Here is an 18,396-nt window from a genome sequence, read left to right as displayed (position 1 = left end):
ACCTTCCGCCTCGCATCTGGAAGCCGCGAAGACTAGCACAACGGGGCGAAAGGAAAAGCCGGTGATTCGGCTGTCCCCACCTCAGCCGCCGGTGTACTGGCGCACCGTCTCGAGGAAGCGCGCCACCGAAATGGGCTTGGAGAGATAGGCCTCGCAGCCGCCGGCGCGGATGCGCTCCTCGTCGCCCTTCATGGCGAAGGCGGTGACGGCCACCACGGGGATGGCGCGCAGTTCGGGATCAGCCTTCAGCTTGCGGGTGACATCGAGGCCGGAAATCTCCGGCAGCTGGATGTCCATGATGATGAGGTCCGGCCGGTTGGCGCGGGCCAGCTCCACCGCCTCCACGCCGGAGCGTGTCTCCACCGTGCGATAGCCGTGCGCCTCCAGGAGATCGTGGAAGAGCTTCATGTTGAGCTCGTTGTCCTCCACGATCATCACCGTCTTGGTCATCGCGTCCCCCGAAACCCGGCCCGACTTCGCCGCATCCTGCCACCCTTCGCAGCACGCGGCGAACGTGCTGGAATGCCGCCGACAGCTAGACCCCAATCCTTGCGGAAGCGCAAATGCCCATTCAGGACAAACCAAGGGGCCTCAAGGCCCAGCGTGATGCGGCGCAGGAAGTGGCGGTTTCCGCCCTCTCCTTCATCGCCGCCGATGGCGAGCGCCTCGTGCGATTCCTCGCCGAGACCGGCCTCACCCCCGCCAACCTGCGCGAGGCGGCGGGCCGGCGCGATTTCGGCGCCGGCGTGCTCGCCTTCGTGCTCAATGACGAGCCCCTTCTCCTTGCCTTCGCCGCCGAAAAGGGTCTCGATCCGCGCCATGTGGCCGCTGCCCACGAGATCCTCTCGCCGCCCATCGATCCGGACGCGGTCGTCCGCCGTCCCATGTAGCCGGCGGCACCGCCTCCTGACGCCATGACCGCGCCCGGCCTCTGCCGCGACTGCCTCTCGGACGTTCCCGCCGCTGCCGGGGCGCGCGGCCTGCGGTGCGTCGCCTGCGGCAGTCCGCGGGTGGTGCGGCATGGCGAACTGCACAGCCTCAGCGTCGCCCATGTGGATTGCGACGCCTTCTATGCGGCGGTGGAAAAACGGGACAATCCGGACCTCGCGCACGTCCCGCTCATCATCGGCGGCGGCAAGCGCGGGGTGGTCTCCACCGCCTGCTACATCGCCCGCATTCATGGCGTGCGCTCGGCCATGCCCATGTTCAAGGCGCTGGCCCTGTGCCCGGATGCGGTGGTGCTGAAGCCCAACATGGAGAAATACGTGAAGGTCGGCCGCGAGGTCCGCGCCCGCATGAAGGCGCTGACCCCGCTGGTGGAGCCGCTCTCCATCGACGAGGCCTTCCTTGATCTCTCGGGCACGCAGACCCTGCATCAGGCAAGCCCCGCGCGGACGCTCGCGCGCTTCGCCCGCGACGTGGAGCGGGAGGTGGGCATCACCGTCTCGGTGGGGCTCGCGGCCAACAAGTTCCTCGCCAAGATCGCCTCCGATCTCGACAAGCCGCGCGGCTTCTCGGTGATCGGCCAGAGCGAGGCGGCCGCGTTTCTGGCCCCGCGCCCCGTCACCTTCATCTGGGGGGTGGGGGCGGCCTTCGGCGGCAAGCTGGCGCGGGATGGCTTTGCCACCATCGGCGATCTCCAGCGCGCCGAACCGGCCGACCTCGCCCGCCGTTACGGCGCGGAGGGCCTGCGGCTCTCGCGCCTCGCCTTCGGCCTCGACACCCGCAAGGTGGAGCCGGAGCGGGAGGCGAAGAGCGTGTCCGCCGAGACGACATTCGACCGTGACATCGGCGCCCTGCGCCCGCTGGAGCAGACGCTCTATGCGCTCTCCGAGGAAGTGAGCGACCGCCTGAAGCGCGCCGGCATCGCCGGGCGATCCGTGACCCTGAAGCTGAAGAGCGCCGATTTCCGCCTGCGCACCCGCTCGCGCACGCTGGAGGCGCCGACCTGCCTCGCCGCCCGCATCAATGCGGCAGCCCATGAGCTGCTGGTGAAGGAGACGGACGGGACCCTTTTCCGTCTGATCGGCGTCGGCGTCTCGGACCTTTGCCCCATCGCCGATGCCGACCCGGCCGATCTCGTGGACACCACCAGCCAGCGCCTCAAGGCGACCGAAACGGCCATGGATGCGCTGCGGGCGAAGTTCGGCCGGGGCGCGGTCTCGCGCGGCATCCTCCTCGACGCCACCACCGATCGCCGCGACAGAAAGCGGTGACGGCTCTCACTCCGCTGACACCGCGCAGGCGGAACGCGGAAGGCACCCGGGCGCTTTCCTCTTCAGGAGGACACGCCATGAACCACGTGATCGGCATCATCCGAGAGGCAGAGAGCGGGTTTCGACTGAGTTTTCCCGATTTTCCCGGGCTTCAGGCGGATGGCGACGGTGGAGCGGCAGCGGCGGTTCAGCGGTCCACCGACGACTTGTAGACCCAGCCGCGCTTGTCGCCGGTCGAGACCTCGCACCAGCTCTTGCACGAATAGAGCTTCACCTTCGTGCCCCCCTCCAGCGTGCCAATGGCCGAGGCCGAGCGGCGCGGGCCGGAGCGGAGCGTGACCGCCGAGCGGATGCGGGCGGATGTGGCGGAGTCGTCGTCGGACGCCGCGGTGTCGGCAGAGGCCATCTTCACAGGTCGGGGTGCAGGCAGCGGCGCGGCGGCGTCGGGCGGGGTGCGTTCGGCCACCGTCTCCACGGCGCTCGCCGGGAGGGTTTCCTCATCCGTGTCGGTGACGGGCTCAAGGAAGGCAGGTCGGGAAAAGTCGGCGGCCGTCGGCCCGGCCTCGGCCGGGATGGGGGCGGCAGTCTCCCCGCCAGCGCCGAGAATGGAGGCCACCTTGATGGCGGACTGGCCGTGCCCTGCGTCTGCGATGCGCTTGGGTTGAGCTGGCGTCACAGGTTTCGGCGCCGTCGTTGCGGCTGCGCTGGCAGGGGCAGCGAGGGGGGGAGCTGGTGTCGGCTGGGTTGGAACGGCTGCGGCCTGTGAGGTGTCGGAGCGCGGAGAAACAAGATTGTAAGCCAGCAAACCACCCATGCCGAAGATGAGCACCGCGGCGGAAACGCCGAGCACCCGCCAGAGGATGAGCCCGTCGCGGCGTTTGGAATTGCGGCGGGGGCGGCTGCCAGCACCGATGCGTGCCGGAATGGTGGGGCGCTGGTTCTGCGCGGTTTCTGTGCGATAGCGCATCGGGTATTCGGGGCGTGTGGCCTCGAAATCATCCCGGCTGCGTGCCGCAAGTCCAGGGCGAGCCATCGAATTCACCTCCCAACGGAGCCTCCCGTGCCAGCACTGGCGGGTGGCGGCGTTGAAGACACTCACGGCCGAACCATCCCATGACCCGATGGTCCCTGCCGAACTCCTTGTATTGGCCGTGCTTTTCGCACTCGCGGCCATCGCCGACGCATTCGTCGCCGAGCGGCGTGCATCCTCACGCCATTCTGTAGTTGCGACCAAGTACAGCGTACGAAGTATTGCCGCAAGGTACTACCGCAAACAGAGGGGCAGACCTTCATCGCCAATTGCGGCCGTTATTTGCCCTTGCGGCATAACTTGCTGCGTTGCGGCGGCGCTGTCCAGCCCAAGCCTGTCATTTTTGCGCAAACGGATACTGGCTGCGCCCGTGCCGCAAAGGCGGGCGTGCGGAAAGCCTGACGCTGCGTCATCATGCTCCAGCACCGCGAGGGGGCAGACATGTTCGACCCGACCACACTCACCGGCCTGCACACCTGGATCAGCCTGATCGCCATCGTTCTCGGGATTCCGGTCACACTCGCCCTGATGCGGGGCGAACGGGCCGGGGCGGGGATCACCGCCGCCTTTCTCGCCCTCGCCTTCCTTACGAGCGCGACCGGCTTTCTCTTTCCGTTCTCGGGTGTGAAGCCGTCGCACGTGGTGGGCGCCATCGCGCTCCTGGTGGTGCTGGTGGCCGCCTATGCGCTCTACGGTGCTAGCCGTGCCGGCGTGTGGCGCCCGGTCTATGCGGCTGCCGCCGTGGCGAGCCTCTATTTTCTGGTGTTCGTCGCCGTCGCGCAGGCCTTCGCCAAGGTGCCGGCGCTGGCGGCTTTGGCGCCCACCCAGTCGGAGCCGCCGTTCGCTATCGCGCAGGGCGTGGTGCTGCTGGCCTTCGTGATCGTGGGAACGCTGGCCGCGCGCGCCCGGCCAGCCTCCGCGCCGGCCTGAGGGCTCATTTGCCCGGCACCCGCCACCACGTTTCCGGCAGGGTGCCATAGAGGGACGCCCGCTCCGGCCGGGCGATGCGTGTCCAACGCGCGAGCCATTGCCCGGGCGTGTGGAACAGCGGCACCGCATAGGCGCCGGAGATCAGCACCCGGTCCAGCGCCCGCGCGGCGGCGACATATGCCTCCTCGTCCCGCGCGGCGATGAGGGCCGCGATGGTGGCGTCTATGGCCGGTGCCTTCGCGCCCATATAGTTGCGGCTGCCCGGCGTGTCGGCGGCGGCGGCGCCGAAATAGAAGGCCTGCTCGTTGCCCGGCGACAGGGATTGCGACCACGCGTAGGGCATCATGTCGAAATCATAGGCCTGCCGGCGGGTGTCGAACTGCACCGCATCCACGTTGCGCACATTGAGCGTGATGCCCGCCCGCTTCAGCTGCGCTTGCCAGGCGAGGGCGAGGCGCTCCTGGTCGCGTGTGACCACCATGAGTTCCAGCGCAAACGGCCGACCATTCGCCGCATCCACCAGCGCACCCTTGCGCAGCACGAAGCCGGCCTGTTCCAGAAGGTCGAGCGCCGCCTTGAGCCGGGTGCGGTCGCGGCCCGATCCGTCGGAGACCGGCGGCCGATAGGTGCCGGCGAGCACATCGGGCACCACCGAGCCGGGGAACGGAGCGAGCAGCGCGCGTTCACGGGCATCCGCCGGCCGCCCGAGGCTGGACAGCGCCGAGCCTTCGAAGAAGCTGCCCGTGCGGCGGTAGAGGCCGTGATAGAAGCTGCGGTCCAGCCATTCGAAATCGAACAGCTCGATGAGCGCCCGCCGCACCCGGATGTCCGCCAGCAGCGGGCGGCGCGTGTTGAAGACGAAGGCGGAATAGGGCTTGGGAATGCCGGTGGGGATGGTCTCCTTCACCACCTCGCCGCTGCGGACGGCGGGGAAATCGTAGGCCGTTTCCCATCGGCCGGGATCGCTTTCGAACCGGGCGTCGATCAGACCTTTTCGGAACGCCTCGAACTCGCTGTTGGCATCGCGGAAATAGACGGTGTCGAGCCGGTCGAAATTGTACAGGCCGCGATTGAAGGCGACGTTCCGTCCCCAATAGTCGGGATTGCGCTCCAGCGTCAGCGCCGCGCCGGCATTGACGTTGGTGACCCTGTAGGGGCCGGAGCCGAGGAGCGGGGCAAGGGTGGTCTCCTCGAACCGCGCCCGGTCGGTCGCCTGCTCGCTGAAGACCGGCATCAGACCCATGATGAGCGGCAGCTCGGGGTCGGGCTCGGCGAAGGTGAAGCGCACGGTATGGGCGTCCGGCGCCTCCGCCTTGGTGATCTTGCCGTAATAGAGCCGGTGGTTCGGCCGTCCCATGTCCCGCATGAGGGCGAACGAGAACAGCACGTCCGCGCTGGTCAGCGCACTGCCGTCGGAGAAGCGGGCGGCCGGGTCCAGGCCGAATTCGACGAAGGACCGCTTTTCATCCGTGGAAACGGTGCGGGCGATCAGGGGATAGAGGGTGAAGGGCTCGTCGAGCGAACGCGCCATCAGGCTCTCCGTCACCGTGCCGCGCAGGACGGCGGGCGACGTGCCCTTCACGATGAACGGGTTCAGGCTGTCGAAGGTGCCGAGCAGGGAGAGTGTGAGCCGCCCGCCCTTGGGCGCGTTGGGATTGGCATAGGCGAGGGAGGTAAAGCCGGGGGGCAGGGCCGGCTTTCCACGCATCGCGATGGCGGACGCCTGGTCAAGCGCCTGGGCAACCGCCGGTTTGGTGGCGCCGAAAACCAGCAGCAGGAGCGCGACGACCGCGGGAGCCGTCCTCGTCAGGCGCGCGACGTTTCCGCAGCCGGTCATCATGGCGCCTCCGATGCTGCTTGGCTTCATATGAAGCCAAGCCTAGCAAAGGCGGCTCCATGATTCGCGTGCCATCATATGGGGCTCGCGGGCGGCCGCGTATCAGCATTTCCCTTGGGTTGCAGAATGCGCCGTCAGTTGGCCGCATTCCTCCGCAATCTAGCGCCCGCCGCCAGATGTGAAGATGACGGCCGGTTTGTCACCTTCTCGCCTCAATTGGGCAGGAGAGAGCCGGTGTCCGAGAGGGGGCGCGGGGTGCTCCGGCGCGCGTGTGCGCCTGCGCATGCGGGAGCCCGGCGGCAGAGACCACAGGAAAGGCCACGATGACGAAGACCCATTCCACCGCGCGGCTCACGGCGTCCGTCGCCGCCACGCTGATCACCGTGGCGCTCGCCGGTCCGGCCTTTGCCCAGACCCAGCCCTCCACGGCCAAGCCGGCTGCGCCCGCCGCCAAGCCCGCCGCGCCTGCCGCCAAGCCGGCCGCTCCCGCCGCCGCGGCCCCGGCTCCGGCCGGTGCCCCCCAGCAGGGCCAGGCGCCGCAGGGCGAGCCCGACGTGAAGTTCTCCGCCTCGCCGTGGCAAAAGATCTGCCAGGAAGTGCCCGAGCGGAAGAAGCAGGTCTGCGTGCTGACCCAGGTGCTCGGTGTTGAGAGCCAGGCGATCGCCAAGGTCGACATCATCGAGATGCAGGATGAGCCGAAGAAGCACATCAACATCTCCGTGCCGCTCGGCATGCGCCTCCAGCCCGGCCTGCGCATCACCCTCGACAAGGACCCGGTCAACATCCCGTTCGTGCTGTGCCAGCCCATCCAGGGCGGTGGCGCGACCTGCATCGGCGATCTCGAGGTCGACGGCACCTTCGTCGCCAAGCTGCGCAAGGCCAATGCGGTCTACCTGCAGATGGTGAACGGCACCGGCCGCACCCTCAGCCTGCCCATCTCCAACGCCGACTTCGGCAAGGCCTATGACGGTCCCGGCATGGACGCGAAGGTCGCCATGGAGCTGGAGCGCAAGCGCATGGAAGAAGCCCGCGCCGCCGCCCAGCAGCAGGAAGAGCAGGGCAAGGCCGCCCTCCTCAAGAAGGGCCAGGAACTCGAGAAGGCCAAAACCGGCCAGTGATTTCCGGCCGGACCAACTCGGCCGGTGTCTGGCTGAAACGAAAAAACCCCCGGCACCGCCGGGGGTTTTTGTTTGCCGGCCCTCCTTGCGAAGGGCCGGGTCTCACGTCGGGGCAGACGGGTCAGGTCAGTGCGGTTCCAGCACGGGCTCAGGCGCCGCGGGAAGGAACATGTCGAGCAGGCGGCCGGTCGCAAGACGCTGGGCCTGGAGCACGGCGCCCGCCATGCCCTGGGCATCCGCCGCCGCTTCCTGTGCCAGAGAGAGTGCGGTGGGGAAGGGCGCGACCAGTTCGGCCGTGACCTCGTCGTGCTCGAACTTCAGCTCGGCGTCGTATTTGCGCGCGATCTGCTGCATGCGCCGGTTATGGGCGAGGCAGCTCATGAACAGCGAGCGGATGCCGCGATTGCGCGCGGAGAGGATCACCCGGTCGAGCAGCAGCGTTCCGAGGCCGTGGTTCTGATACGCGGTCTCGACGCTGAAGGCGGCTTCCGCCTCACCAGGCAGCACGTCACCCATGGGATAGAGCTCGGCGGCGGCACGCAGCTCGCCGTCGACGAAGCAGCCATGTACGATGGCTCCGGTGCGGAACACCCGCGACGCATAGCGTTCGATGAATTCAGGGGATACTGCGGAGCCGAACCTGAACCGGCGGCTCTCCGTGTCGAGCCTGAGGAGATGGTCCCGGAACTGTCCGGCCTCTCCGGTCCAAAGCTTCCGGATAATCCCCGGTGCGACCTCATCGGTCATAGTGGTCTCCAGACTGGCGTCTAAAACCTCCGGTTTCCTCCCGGTCGCCCCCGGTTTGTTCGTGCCTCAAACTATGTGCAGCGCAGCAAAGGTCAATAGGGCTGACGTTGACCAATACGGCAAAGCCATGCCGATTTGGTGGCCAGACCGATCAGCATTTTGATATCGCTCAATTTAAATGAGCCATGCGTCCGCTGCAGCTCTGCTGCGCTGCAACAGGCGCGTGCACGCACACGCCCGCCGCAATCGGTGCCGCCGGTGTCAGCGCACCAGAATCGCCCGGAAGTCGTTGACGTTGGTCAGCGTCGGCCCGGTCATCACCAGCCGGTCGAGGGCGGAGAAGAAGCTGTAGCCGTCATTGTTGGCGAGGTAATCGTCGGGCTTCAGCTCCCGCGCAGCGGCGTCGGCCAGAAGCGCCGCGTCGAACCAGGCGCCGGCATTGTCCTCGGTGCCGTCCACGCCGTCCGTGTCGCAGGAAATGGCGGAGATGCCCTCCCGGCCCTTGAGGGCGATGGCGAGGGCAAGGAGGAATTCCACACTGCGCCCGCCGCGTCCCTTGCCCCGCACTGTCACCGTGGTCTCGCCGCCGGAGAGCAGCACGCAGGGCGCGGCCGCCGGCAGGCCGTGTTCGGAGGCGGAGCGGGCGATGCCGGCGAAGACGTTGCCCGCCTCCCGTGCCTCGCCCTCGATGGCGTCGCCGAGGATGAGCGGGGTGAGGCCGAGCGCCTTCGCCTTTTCCTCGGCCGCCTTCAGCGCCATGAGCGGCGTCGCGATCATGTGCACCTCCTGGCCGGGGATGGCGTCGCCCGAAACCGTGTTGGCGCGGATGACCTGCTCCAGCTTGTCGGTGATCTCGATACCCCACGTGCGCATCAGGCCGAGCACGGCCTCCGGATCGGACGCCTCGGGAATGGTGGGACCGGAGCCGATGGCGGCGGGGTCGTCGCCCGGCACGTCGGAGATGAGGTAGGTGACGGCCCGTGCCGGCGCGATGGCGGCGGCGAGGCGCCCGCCCTTGATGGCGGACATGGACTTGCGCACCCGGTTCATCACGCCGATGGGCGCGCCGGACTTGAGGAGCGCGGAATTGAGCGCCTGTTTGTCGGCGAGCGTCAGCCCCTCGGCCGGAAGGGTGAGCAGAGAGGAGGCGCCGCCGGACATGAGGCACACCACGAGATCGTCCGGCCCCGCGCTGCGCGCCAGCTCCAGGATGCGGCGGGCGGCGTCGAGCCCGGCCTGATCCGGCACAGGGTGGGCGGCCTCGACGATCTCGATGTGCTTCGTCTCGCAGCCATGGCCGTAGCGGGTGACGATGAGGCCCTCGCAGGGGCGGCCCCATTCCTCCTCGAAGGCGCGGGCCATGCGGGCGGAGGCCTTGCCGGCGCCGATGACGATGGTGCGGCCGCCTTTCGCAGCGTCGGGCGGGGCGGGGAGGCGGTCCTTGAACTTGCCTTCCGGCAGAGCAGCGGCAAGGGCGGTTTCGAAGAGCGCGAGCAGGATCTCCCTGTCGGAGGCCGTGGCCGTGCCGGTTGCCGTCGTGCCGGTTGCCTTTTCCATGGGGCGCTCTCCCGTCCGCTTGTGCGAAAGTCTTATAGGGTCCGTGGCCTGTAGCGGCTCGCCGGGCGCCGATCAATAAGCGCGGCGGGAAAGGCTGCTTTCCCGGGGCGGGCAGAAACGCCGGGCGCGTGCATCCGCCGGCCCGAGCGCCTATATGCGGGCCATGACCGCCCCCGCCGACACCGCGCCCCATCTCGTCTTCGATCGCCCGCTGTTGCGCCGACGCCTCGCCCGTGCCGCCGGGCAGGGGCCGGAGACCTTCCTGCTGGAGCGCGCGGCGGAGGATGTGGCGGATCGGCTTTCGGCCGTGAAGCGGACCTTCGCGAGCGCCGTGGACCTCGGCACGCCGACCGCGGCGCTCGCCACCGCCCTATCCGGGCACCCGGCCGTGGAGCGCCTGATCCGCGCCGCGCCGCTGGTCGGAGATCTTGTCCTGCCCGCCGTGGTGGCGGATGAGGAGGCTCTGCCGTTCGCCCCCGGAAGCCTCGATCTTGTGGTTTCGGCGCTGGCGCTCCAGTCGGTGAACGACCTGCCGGGCGTGCTGGCGCAGGTGCGGCGGGCGCTGAAGCCGGACGGGCTGTTCATGGCCGCGCTGCTGGGCGGGAGCAGCCTCACCGAACTGCGGCAGGCCTTCGCCATTGCCGAGAGCGAGACCACGGGCGGCCTCTCGCCCCGCGTCGCGCCGTTCGCCGACGTGCGCGATCTCGGCGCCCTGCTGCAGCGGGCGGGGTTCGCCCTGCCGGTGACGGACGTGGATCGCGTGGTGGTGCGCTATTCCTCGCCCTTCACCCTGTTTTCGGACTTGCGGCGCATGGGTGGGGCCAACTCGCTGAACGAACGCCGCCGTGTGCCGCTGCGCCGGGCGACGCTGCTGCGCGCGGCGGAAGTCTATGCCGAGCGCTTCGCGGACCCCGACGGCAAGGTCCGCGCGACGTTCGAGATCGTGTTCCTCTCGGGCTGGGCGCCGCACGAGAGCCAGCAGAAGCCGCTGCGCCCCGGCACCGCGCGCATGCGCCTCGCCGACGCCCTCAAGGTGCCGGAGCAGCCGCTGCGGCCCGGCGACGAGCCCGGCTGAAGCTCTGGCCTGCATTGCCTTGCTTCTCGCCCTTTGCCTCGCCCATCCGCTCCCTCTAAATGGCGGCGGATGCGATTGGGAGGCTGGAATGAGCGGTGGGGCAGGGACGGGCGCGGGAGGGGCCACGGCGGCGCGCGAGGAGCCCGTGACGATCGACGGCTTCAGGCATGTGCTGCCGATCACGACCCGATGGATGGACGTGGACGTCTACGGACACGTGAACAACGTGGTCTATTATTCCTACTTCGACACGGTGGTGAACGAGCATCTCGTTTCGGCCGGACTGCTGGACCCGCAGTCGAGCCCGGTCATCGGCCTCGTGGTGGAGACGCGCTGCATCTATTTCCGCAGCCTCACCTATCCGGCCCCGGTCAAGGCTGCCATGCGGGTGACGAAGCTTGGCTCGTCCTCGGTGCGCTACCAGATCGCCCTGTTCCAGGGCGACGACCCGAGCGCGGCGGCGCAGGGGCATTTCGTCCATGTCTATGTGGAGCGGGCGACCCAGCGGCCGGTGCCGATCCCTGCGCCGGTGCGGGCGCTGCTTGAGACACTGGTGGTCTGAAACGCAAACGGCCCGCGTCCGAGGGGACACGGGCCGTCTTGTGTCGCCGGATGGCGCGATCAGCAGATGTACTGCGCGCCGTTGACGGTCATGGTCGAGCCGGTGATGAAGCCGGCGTCGTCGGCGGTGAGGAAGACCACCGCGCGGGCGATGTCCTCCGGCTCGCCGAGGCGGCCGACGGGGATGGTCGCCACGATCTTGGCCAGCGCTTCAGCCGGCACCGCACGCACCATCTCGGTGGCGATGTAGCCGGGGGCGATGGCGTTCACCGTGATTCCGAGCTTCGCGGTTTCCTGAGCGAGGGCCTTCACGAAGCCGATCTCGCCGGCCTTGGCGGCCGAATAATTGGTCTGGCCGAACTGGCCCTTCTGGCCGTTGATCGACGAGATGCAGACGATGCGGCCGAACTTGCGGTCACGCATGCCCTCGATGACGTTGCGCGTCATGTTGAAGGCGGAGTTGAGGTTGGTGTTGATCACCGCGTTCCACTGCTCAAGCGACATCTTGTGGAACTGGCCGTCGCGGGTGATGCCGGCGTTGTTGACGAGGACCTCGATGGGACCGACTTCGGCCTCCACCTTGGCGATCCCCGCCTTGCAGGCCTCGAAATCGGACACGTCCCACTTGTAAGCGGGAATGCCGGTCTTTTCGGTGAAGGCCTTGGCGGCCTCTTCATTGCCCGCGAAATTGGCGACGACGGTCTTTCCGGCAGCCTTCAGTGCCACCGAGATTGCCTCGCCGATACCGCGCGTGCCGCCCGTGACCAATGCGACGCGTCCCATGGTTTCCCTCCTTCACTTCACTCTATTGGCTCGACCTGGAGACTCCCCCACCCAGCCCAAGCGGGTCGAGCCACGCTCGGGCGGTGTGTAGCAAGTCGGTATTTCCGTTCGGAAACGGAGGGCCGCGATCGAAGGTCGCGGCCCTGTTCCGGACGGTGGGGCCTGGGGCGTGGCCTCCCGTCCGGTTGCCTGAAACCGACGCGCTCAGTCGCGCGCGAGGCAACTCAATCGCGTGCGAGGCACATGGCGATGCCCATGCCGCCGCCGATGCAGAGGGTGGCGAGGCCCTTCTTGGCATCGCGCTTCTGCATCTCGTGCAGCAGGGTCACGAGGATGCGGGTGCCCGAGGCGCCGATCGGATGGCCGATGGCGATGGCGCCGCCGTTCACGTTGACCTTGGAGGTATCCCAGCCGAGGCCCTTGTTGACGGCGATGGCCTGGGCGGCGAACGCCTCGTTGGCCTCGATCAGGTCGAGATCATCCTTGGACCAGCCGGCCTTCTCCAGCGCCAGCTTGGAGGCCGGGATCGGGCCCGTGCCCATGACGGACGGATCGACGCCGGCCTGCGCCCACGAGACGATGCGGGCGAGGGGCGTCTTGCCCTCGGCCTTGGCGCGGGCGGCGCTCATGAGCACCACAGCGGCGGCGCCGTCATTGATGCCGGAGGCGTTGCCGGCGGTCACGGTGCCGTCCTTGGCGAAGGCGGGCTTCAGCTTGGTCATCGCGTCGATGGTGGCGCCGTGGCGGATGTACTCGTCCTGATCCACCACCACGTCGCCCTTGCGGCTGGAGATGGTGACGGGGACGATCTCGTCCTTGAACTTGCCGCCCTTCTGGGCCGCCTCCGCCTTGTTCTGGGAGGCGACGGCGAACTCGTCCTGCTCGGCGCGGGTGATCTGGAATTCCTTGGCCACGTTCTCCGCGGTCACACCCATGTGGTAGCCGTTGAAGGCATCCCACAGGCCGTCCTTGATCATGGTGTCGGCGAAGTCGGCATTGCCCATGCGCACGCCGTTGCGCAGATGCGCGGCGTGGGTGGACTGGCTCATGGATTCCTGGCCGCCGGCCACCACGACCTCGCTGTCGCCGTTGGCGATGGCCTGGGCGCCGAGCGCGACGGAGCGCAGGCCCGAGCCGCACACCATCTGTACCTCATAGGCGGGCGCCTCGATGGGCACGCCGGCCTTGATCGAGGCCTGGCGGGCGGGGTTCTGGCCCTGGGCGGCGGTGAGCACCTGGCCCAGAATCACCTCGCTCACGGCGGCCGGCGCCACGCCGGCGCGCTCGAGGGCGGCCTTGATGGCGATGGCACCGAGCTCATGCGCGGGCAGCGTGCCGAGCGCGCCGTTGAACGACCCGACAGGGGTACGCGCGGCGGCGACGATGACGACCTCGTCCTTCATGGAAGTCTCTCCTGGGAAGATCGGGCGGGTGGCTCCGCGCCTCTTTGCCGAATGGCGAGTGGGAAGGCTTGACCTCTATCGTGTCCGGGCCGGACCATGTGTCAATGACCCATCGCATGGCAAGGGGGCCGGTCAAAAGCAGCTATTCAACCTTGGTCGGCCGCAGGCCCGGCGCGCTTCGGCAAAGGTCGGAGTCTGCGCTGCGAAAGGAGGGATGGGCAGCGCACACAAAGTGGTAGCTCTGCACTTGGAAACGCCTTAACCTGCCGTTCCGCCCAAGGAAACGGATGACCGGACGATGGCAAAAACGCAAGAGCCAGTCACCATCAAGAAATACGCGAACCGCCGTCTCTACAACACGGGGACGAGCACCTATGTGACGCTCGAAGACCTCGCCAACATGGTGAAGGAAGGCGAGGATTTCGTGGTGTACGACGCCAAGAACGGCGAGGACATCACCCATTCGGTACTGACGCAGATTATCTTCGAGCAGGAAAACAAGGGGCAGAACCTTCTGCCCATCGCTTTTCTGCGCCAGATCATCCGCTTCTACGGCGACAGCATGCAGATGCTGGTTCCGCGGTACCTGGAAGCGTCCATCGACAGCTTCACCAAGGATCAGGGCAAGTTCCGCGATCACCTCTCCCAGACGCTCGCGGGGACGCCCTTTCCGGTGCCGGGCGCTCCGTTCGCCGGTCTGGACGAGACGGTGCGTCGCAACATGGAAGTGTTCGAGCGCGCCTTCCACATGTTCCTGCCTTTCCCCAAGGGGGATGAGCCGGCCGGGACCGCGACCACTCCGGCTGCCGCACCTGCGCAGCCTGCGCCGCAGCCCGAGCGAGTGGACGAGCTTGACGCTCTGAAGCGCCAGATGGCCGACATGCAGGCGAAGCTGGAGCAGCTCGTTCCGAAGCCCGAGCCCAAGCTCGTCGCCAAGAACGATGCGCCGAGCGAGATCCGCAGCCCGAAGGAAGGCAGCGGGAGCTGAGAAACCGACGCCGGCCACCCTTGCGGGGGCCGGCGGTTTGGACCGAAGGATTCGCGAGGGCCGGTTCAAGTCCGGCCGCGGTGCCGGGCTTTTTACTGCTGCCCGCGCGGGTCGACCGTGAAATCGCGCTGGGCGACGCGGATCGAGACCGAGAATCCGGCCACCACATCCAGCAGCATGATGCACAGCAGGATCGCGAATACCGAGTTGCCGGCCGGGCGCACCAGCAGGAATTCGGCCAGGCCTGCCGCGAACACCAGCATCGACAGCATGTGATCGATGATCGAGCGCGAGCTGATGCGGGTCGACTTCAGAATCTCGAAGAACAGGAAGAACAGGCTCAGAGCGATGAACCCTTCCGCGAGGGTGATCGTCCAGTGGGCGCCCGACATCATCTCGACCGTGGTGAGCACGGTGGTCCATTCCGTGCCGGGCATCAGAAAGACCATGATGTTGTAGAGGGCGAGGGGGACGATCAGCAACGGGACGGGCGTCAGCATTGGTGCTCCTCGGGGCCGCTCAGCCGGGAAAATGCCCAGGGCCTTCGCCCATGGCGCCGTCCCGGCTCCGCCGATGCGATGACACATCGGGCGCCGAATGTCACGAATGCGGAGGCGTCGGGGGATTGCGCCTGCCGGCCGTCCGCCTCGGGCGGATGCCGGGAGAATCAAGCGCCGGGCAGGGCCGCGACGGGGCGGCCGCATCGCGAACGCAACGGCACGGGCGCGATGTCGCGCGCCGGTCAGCGTTAATGAATCATGATGGGATTCAATCGGCCCGCCCGGAGGGAAGAGCGAATCGCTCAGCGGTTGCGGCGGCGGGAATCACCCCTGAAGAGGGTAGGCGCGCCGGCGGCGTGCGCCGGCGCTGCAGCGGGCGGCCGTGAGGGCCACCGCGACGTGAAGCTCAGGCCTCGGCCTTGGGCTTCAGGATCTGCCGGCCGCGATACATGCCGGTCTTCAGGTCGACGTGGTGCGGACGGCGCAGCTCGCCCGAATCCTTGTCTTCCACATAGGTGGGCTGCTTCAGCGCGTCGGCCGAACGGCGCATGCCGCGACGGGACGGCGAGGTCTTTCTCTTCGGGACAGCCATTGTCCAAACTCCTGAACGGCGTAACGAGCCAACTGAACTGCCAACTGGCGCAACATGCGAGCGCGCCGGCTGGCGCCCTTGCGGCTTTTCGAACTTGTGATCGGTGCGCGCCGAGCCCGAAGACGGATGACGAAGCCTGTACGCGTTCGTCTCGAGCCCGGTTGCGAACTGCGTGAGGGCAGTGCGCGGGGCTCGCCCGTGGGCCAGCATTCCCGATTGAAGGCGCGCCTTATACAGGCTCGCGCGCGGGAACGAAAGCCCCGCCGTGCGTTTTCCGGTCGCGGGTATGCCGCAACAATGCCCTCTTGTCAGAGGAGGACACGTGAGCAAGGTTGCGCGCGCATCGGCGCATCCGACGACACATATCCGAGGAAAACGGCCCCATGAAGCGTTCCGCTCAGCTTTCCCTCTTCGCCGCCCTGCTCGCGGCCTCGGTTTCCGCGGCTTCCGTTGGGGCGGCGTTGGCGCAGGGGGCCCCGGCACCTGCGGCTGCACCCGCAGCGGCCCCTGCTGCGGCGCCCGCCGCCGATCCGGTCCTCGTCACCGTCAACGGTACGCCCATCCGCCAGAGCGAGCTGAACATCGCCATCGAGGACATCGGCTCCGGCCTGCCGCCCGAAGTCCGCGGCCCGGCCCGCGATGAATACGTCCTGTCGTTCCTGACCGACATGACCCTCATCGCCAAGGCCGCCGAGGCGCAGAAGGTCGACCAGACCCCCGAGTTCCAGAATCGCCTCGCCTACGCCCGCATGAAGGCGCTGATGGAAGCGCTCATGATGCAGGAGGCCAAGAAGGCCGTTTCCGCCGAGCTCAAGCGCAAGACCTACGACGAGCTGGTGAAGTCGGCGCCCGCCGACATGGAAGTCCACGCCCGTCACATCCTGGTGGACGACGAGGCCAAGGCCAAGGATATCGCCAAGCGGGCCAAGGCCGGCGAGGACTTCGCCAAGCTCGCCAAGGAAAATTCCAAGGACAGCGCCGAGGACGGCGGCGACCTCGGCTATTTCACCAAGGACCAGATGGTGCCGGAATTCGCCGCGGCGGCGTTCAAGCTGGAGAAGGGTCAGGTCTCCGATCCGGTGAAGACCCAGTTCGGCTGGCACGTCATCAAGGTCGAGGACAAGCGCCAGAAGGCCGTGCCATCCTATGAGCAGGTCGAGGACCAGGTTGAGCAGTATCTCGTCCGCAAGGCGCAGGCCGACATGGTGACGAAGCTGCGCGCCGACGCCAAGATCGAGAAGACCGCCGCCCCGGCCGCTCCCGCGGCTCCTGCCGCACCCGCTCCGGCGGCGCCTGCGGCCGATCCGGCCAAGAAGTGAGCCGGCGGCAGCTGCCGTCTCTTTCTCTCCAAAAGAAAAACCCCCGGCTTGTGGCCGGGGGTTTTTTATTGGTTCAAGCGCCGCGTGAACTGCTCGTCAGTTCACCAGATCGGGCCGCACCCGCCAGCCGCCGGCGCCGTCCTCGGAAAGCGCCTCGGTGACCTTGGGGTGGCGCACCGGCTCCTCGGAGGGGTCGCGCTCCAGATTCTGCTCGGAGACATAGGCGACGTATTCGCTGTCCGCGTTCTCGGCGAGCAGATGGTAGAACGGCTGGTCCTTGTGGGGGCGGATGTCCTCGGGAATCGAGAGCCACCACTCCTCGGTGTTGTCGAACACCGGGTCCACATCGAACACCACGCCCCGGAAGGGGAAGTGCTTGTGGCGCACCACCTCGCCGATGCGGAATTTCGCCTGCCGCATGCCGGCACCGAGTTCTGACGCAGCGTAATGCGTGGGGTCTTCGGGGATGCCGTCGCCAATGGGAGCAACGATTGCGGGCTTTGCGCGCGCTTTGTCCTGGCTGGCCATATCCCGCCTCTTCCTGACTTTTCCGCTCCGCCCGACACCGGGTGGAAGAGCCGCGGCGACCTTCGCCGCGGCCGTTGGTTAATCAATTCTCTCACAATCCGTAGGCTTTGCCCATTTCCGGGTCCTTGGCTGCGACAATGCGGGCAAGGTCGACGATCACCTTGGCCTGCTTCCAGGTGGCGTCGTCCTGCATCTTGCCGTCGATCATCACCGCGCCCGCGCCGTCCGGCATGGCTTCGAGAATCTTGAGCGCGAACGCCACCTCGCCCGGATCCGGCGAGAAGACGCGCTTGGCGATCTCGATCTGCGTGGGGTGCAGCGACCAGGCGCCGACGCAGCCCTGGAGGAAGGCATTGCGAAACTGGCTCTCGCACGCGGCGAGGTCGGCGAAGTCGCCGAACGGGCCGTAGAAGGGCTTGATGCCGTTGGCGGCGCAGGCGTCCACCATCTTGCCGACGGTATAATGCCAAAGGTCCTGCTGGTAGCCGATGCGCGGCTTGTCGCCGTCCGGGTCGGCCAGCACCTTGTAGTCCGGGTGGCCGCCGCCGACGCGGGTGGTCTTCATGGCGCGCGAGGCAGCAAGGTCGGCCGGGCCGAGGCTCATGCCGTGCATGCGCGGAGAGGCGGCGGCGATCTCCTCCACATTCTTCACGCCCTCGGCGGTCTCAAGAATGGCGTGGATGAGGATGGGCTTCTGGATGGAATGGCGCGCCTCGAGCTGAGCGAGGAGCTGGTCGAGATAATGGATGTCCCACGCGCCCTCGACCTTGGGCAGCATGATGACGTCCAGCTTGTTGCCGATTTCGCTGACGATCTCGATGATGTCGTCCAGCACCCACGGGCTGTTGAGGCAGTTGATGCGGGTCCACAGGCCGGTGGAGCCGAAATCGGTGGCCTTGGCCATCTCGATGAAGCCCTTGCGGGCGGCTTCCTTGGCATCGGAGGGAATCGCGTCCTCCAGATTGCCGAGAACCACGTCCACCTGCTTGGCAATATCCGGCACCTTGGCGCGCATCTTCTCCAGGTGGGGCGGCACGAAATGGATCATGCGCTCAAGCCGCACCGGCAGCTCGCGATATGGTGCGGGCGCGCCGATGGCGAGCGGCTTGAAGAATTGGCGCGGCAGCTTCATGAGTCCCCCCGTGTGGATGCAGGCAAGGGGGCATATAACCCCCCCGCAGAACCTGTTGATTGCAATGCAGCATAGGTGGC

Annotated in this window: 20 protein-coding genes; 9 read left to right on the top strand and 11 right to left on the bottom strand. The window is 67.5% G+C overall.

Annotation, left to right across the window (positions count from 1 at the left end; all coding sequences use genetic code 11):
- Window positions 1-81 precede the first annotated feature (81 nt).
- Entirely contained in the window at window positions 82-450 is a 369-nt protein-coding gene (locus tag EJ105_RS08590; protein ID WP_024279231.1) for a response regulator, read from the bottom strand.
- 113 nt (window positions 451-563) lie between these two features.
- Here EJ105_RS08590 and EJ105_RS08585 point away from each other — a divergent pair, with 113 nt between their 5' ends.
- From EJ105_RS08585 to EJ105_RS27780, 3 genes are all read left to right on the top strand, one after another.
- Window positions 564-890, top strand: a complete 327-nt coding sequence (locus EJ105_RS08585) for a DUF3572 domain-containing protein (RefSeq protein WP_250165996.1) — start codon at window positions 564-566, stop codon at window positions 888-890.
- A gap of 24 nt (window positions 891-914) precedes the next feature.
- Window positions 915-2,216, top strand: coding sequence for a DNA polymerase IV (locus EJ105_RS08580; protein WP_250165995.1), 1,302 nt, complete (start codon window positions 915-917; stop codon window positions 2,214-2,216).
- Between the two features lie 77 nt (window positions 2,217-2,293).
- Window positions 2,294-2,428 carry a hypothetical protein gene (locus EJ105_RS27780; protein WP_284145361.1) on the top strand — a complete coding sequence of 45 codons (135 nt, stop codon included), beginning with the start codon at window positions 2,294-2,296 and terminating at the stop codon, window positions 2,426-2,428.
- On the opposite strand, the gene EJ105_RS08575 is transcribed toward EJ105_RS27780, so the two are convergent.
- Window positions 2,404-3,249 carry an SH3 domain-containing protein gene (locus EJ105_RS08575; protein WP_250165994.1) on the bottom strand — a complete coding sequence of 282 codons (846 nt, stop codon included), beginning with the start codon at window positions 3,247-3,249 and terminating at the stop codon, window positions 2,404-2,406. The genes EJ105_RS27780 and EJ105_RS08575 overlap by 25 nt on opposite strands.
- Window positions 3,250-3,687: 438 nt before the next feature.
- Here EJ105_RS08575 and EJ105_RS08570 point away from each other — a divergent pair, with 438 nt between their 5' ends.
- Window positions 3,688-4,176, top strand: a complete 489-nt coding sequence (locus tag EJ105_RS08570; protein ID WP_250165993.1) for a hypothetical protein — start codon at window positions 3,688-3,690, stop codon at window positions 4,174-4,176.
- Between the two features lie 4 nt (window positions 4,177-4,180).
- On the opposite strand, the gene EJ105_RS08565 is transcribed toward EJ105_RS08570, so the two are convergent.
- The gene (locus tag EJ105_RS08565) at window positions 4,181-6,016 is read right to left on the bottom strand and encodes an extracellular solute-binding protein (RefSeq protein WP_250165992.1); all 1,836 of its coding nucleotides are present in this window, start codon (window positions 6,014-6,016) and stop codon (window positions 4,181-4,183) included.
- 320 nt (window positions 6,017-6,336) lie between these two features.
- On the opposite strand from EJ105_RS08565, the gene EJ105_RS08560 reads away from it, so the two are divergent.
- Window positions 6,337-7,131 (top strand): invasion associated locus B family protein, encoded by a 795-nt coding sequence (locus EJ105_RS08560; protein WP_051679223.1) that lies wholly within the window; start codon window positions 6,337-6,339, stop codon window positions 7,129-7,131.
- A gap of 126 nt (window positions 7,132-7,257) precedes the next feature.
- Here EJ105_RS08560 and EJ105_RS08555 read toward each other — a convergent pair whose 3' ends face one another.
- Window positions 7,258-7,878, bottom strand: a complete 621-nt coding sequence (locus EJ105_RS08555; protein WP_024279223.1) for a GNAT family N-acetyltransferase — start codon at window positions 7,876-7,878, stop codon at window positions 7,258-7,260.
- Between the two features lie 261 nt (window positions 7,879-8,139).
- Window positions 8,140-9,435, bottom strand: coding sequence for a glycerate kinase type-2 family protein (locus EJ105_RS08550; protein WP_250165991.1), 1,296 nt, complete (start codon window positions 9,433-9,435; stop codon window positions 8,140-8,142).
- A 163-nt stretch (window positions 9,436-9,598) separates the two neighbouring features.
- Here EJ105_RS08550 and EJ105_RS08545 point away from each other — a divergent pair, with 163 nt between their 5' ends.
- Together EJ105_RS08545 and EJ105_RS08540 are read left to right on the top strand one after the other, a co-directional pair.
- A complete protein-coding gene (locus EJ105_RS08545; RefSeq protein WP_250166150.1) occupies window positions 9,599-10,510 on the top strand; it encodes a methyltransferase domain-containing protein in 912 nt (303 codons plus the stop codon).
- A gap of 88 nt (window positions 10,511-10,598) precedes the next feature.
- On the top strand, window positions 10,599-11,072 hold the full coding sequence (locus EJ105_RS08540; RefSeq protein ID WP_250165990.1) for an acyl-CoA thioesterase: 474 nt from the start codon (window positions 10,599-10,601) through the stop codon (window positions 11,070-11,072).
- 59 nt (window positions 11,073-11,131) lie between these two features.
- Here EJ105_RS08540 and phbB read toward each other — a convergent pair whose 3' ends face one another.
- Together phbB and EJ105_RS08530 are read right to left on the bottom strand one after the other, a co-directional pair.
- Complete coding sequence (phbB, locus tag EJ105_RS08535; protein WP_250165989.1) at window positions 11,132-11,854, bottom strand: acetoacetyl-CoA reductase; 723 nt, start codon at window positions 11,852-11,854, stop codon at window positions 11,132-11,134.
- Window positions 11,855-12,078: 224 nt separating this feature from the next.
- Window positions 12,079-13,257: an acetyl-CoA C-acetyltransferase gene (locus EJ105_RS08530; RefSeq protein ID WP_029558360.1), complete on the bottom strand. Its 1,179-nt coding sequence runs from the start codon at window positions 13,255-13,257 to the stop codon at window positions 12,079-12,081.
- A 298-nt stretch (window positions 13,258-13,555) separates the two neighbouring features.
- Between EJ105_RS08530 and phaR the strand changes: the two genes are divergently transcribed.
- Entirely contained in the window at window positions 13,556-14,245 is a 690-nt protein-coding gene (phaR, locus tag EJ105_RS08525) for a polyhydroxyalkanoate synthesis repressor PhaR (RefSeq protein WP_024279217.1), read from the top strand.
- A gap of 92 nt (window positions 14,246-14,337) precedes the next feature.
- On the opposite strand, the gene EJ105_RS08520 is transcribed toward phaR, so the two are convergent.
- On the bottom strand, window positions 14,338-14,745 hold the full coding sequence (locus EJ105_RS08520) for a hypothetical protein (RefSeq protein WP_024279216.1): 408 nt from the start codon (window positions 14,743-14,745) through the stop codon (window positions 14,338-14,340).
- A gap of 406 nt (window positions 14,746-15,151) precedes the next feature.
- Window positions 15,152-15,337 (bottom strand): 50S ribosomal protein L32, encoded by a 186-nt coding sequence (rpmF, locus tag EJ105_RS08515; RefSeq protein WP_024279215.1) that lies wholly within the window; start codon window positions 15,335-15,337, stop codon window positions 15,152-15,154.
- Window positions 15,338-15,720: 383 nt separating this feature from the next.
- Between rpmF and EJ105_RS08510 the strand changes: the two genes are divergently transcribed.
- Window positions 15,721-16,656, top strand: coding sequence for a peptidylprolyl isomerase (locus tag EJ105_RS08510; RefSeq protein ID WP_029558362.1), 936 nt, complete (start codon window positions 15,721-15,723; stop codon window positions 16,654-16,656).
- 96 nt (window positions 16,657-16,752) lie between these two features.
- Here EJ105_RS08510 and hspQ read toward each other — a convergent pair whose 3' ends face one another.
- Window positions 16,753-17,076: a heat shock protein HspQ gene (gene hspQ, locus EJ105_RS08505; RefSeq protein WP_024279213.1), complete on the bottom strand. Its 324-nt coding sequence runs from the start codon at window positions 17,074-17,076 to the stop codon at window positions 16,753-16,755.
- A 199-nt stretch (window positions 17,077-17,275) separates the two neighbouring features.
- Window positions 17,276-18,316 (bottom strand): HpcH/HpaI aldolase/citrate lyase family protein, encoded by a 1,041-nt coding sequence (locus tag EJ105_RS08500; RefSeq protein WP_029558363.1) that lies wholly within the window; start codon window positions 18,314-18,316, stop codon window positions 17,276-17,278.
- Window positions 18,317-18,396 lie beyond the last annotated feature (80 nt).

Origin of the sequence: Xanthobacter aminoxidans (assembly GCF_023571765.1) — a bacterium.
Classification (GTDB): Bacteria; Pseudomonadota; Alphaproteobacteria; order Rhizobiales; family Xanthobacteraceae; genus Xanthobacter; species Xanthobacter aminoxidans.
The sequence above is the reverse complement of the archived record's forward strand: the minus strand, read 5'-3'. Positions and strand labels throughout refer to the sequence as shown.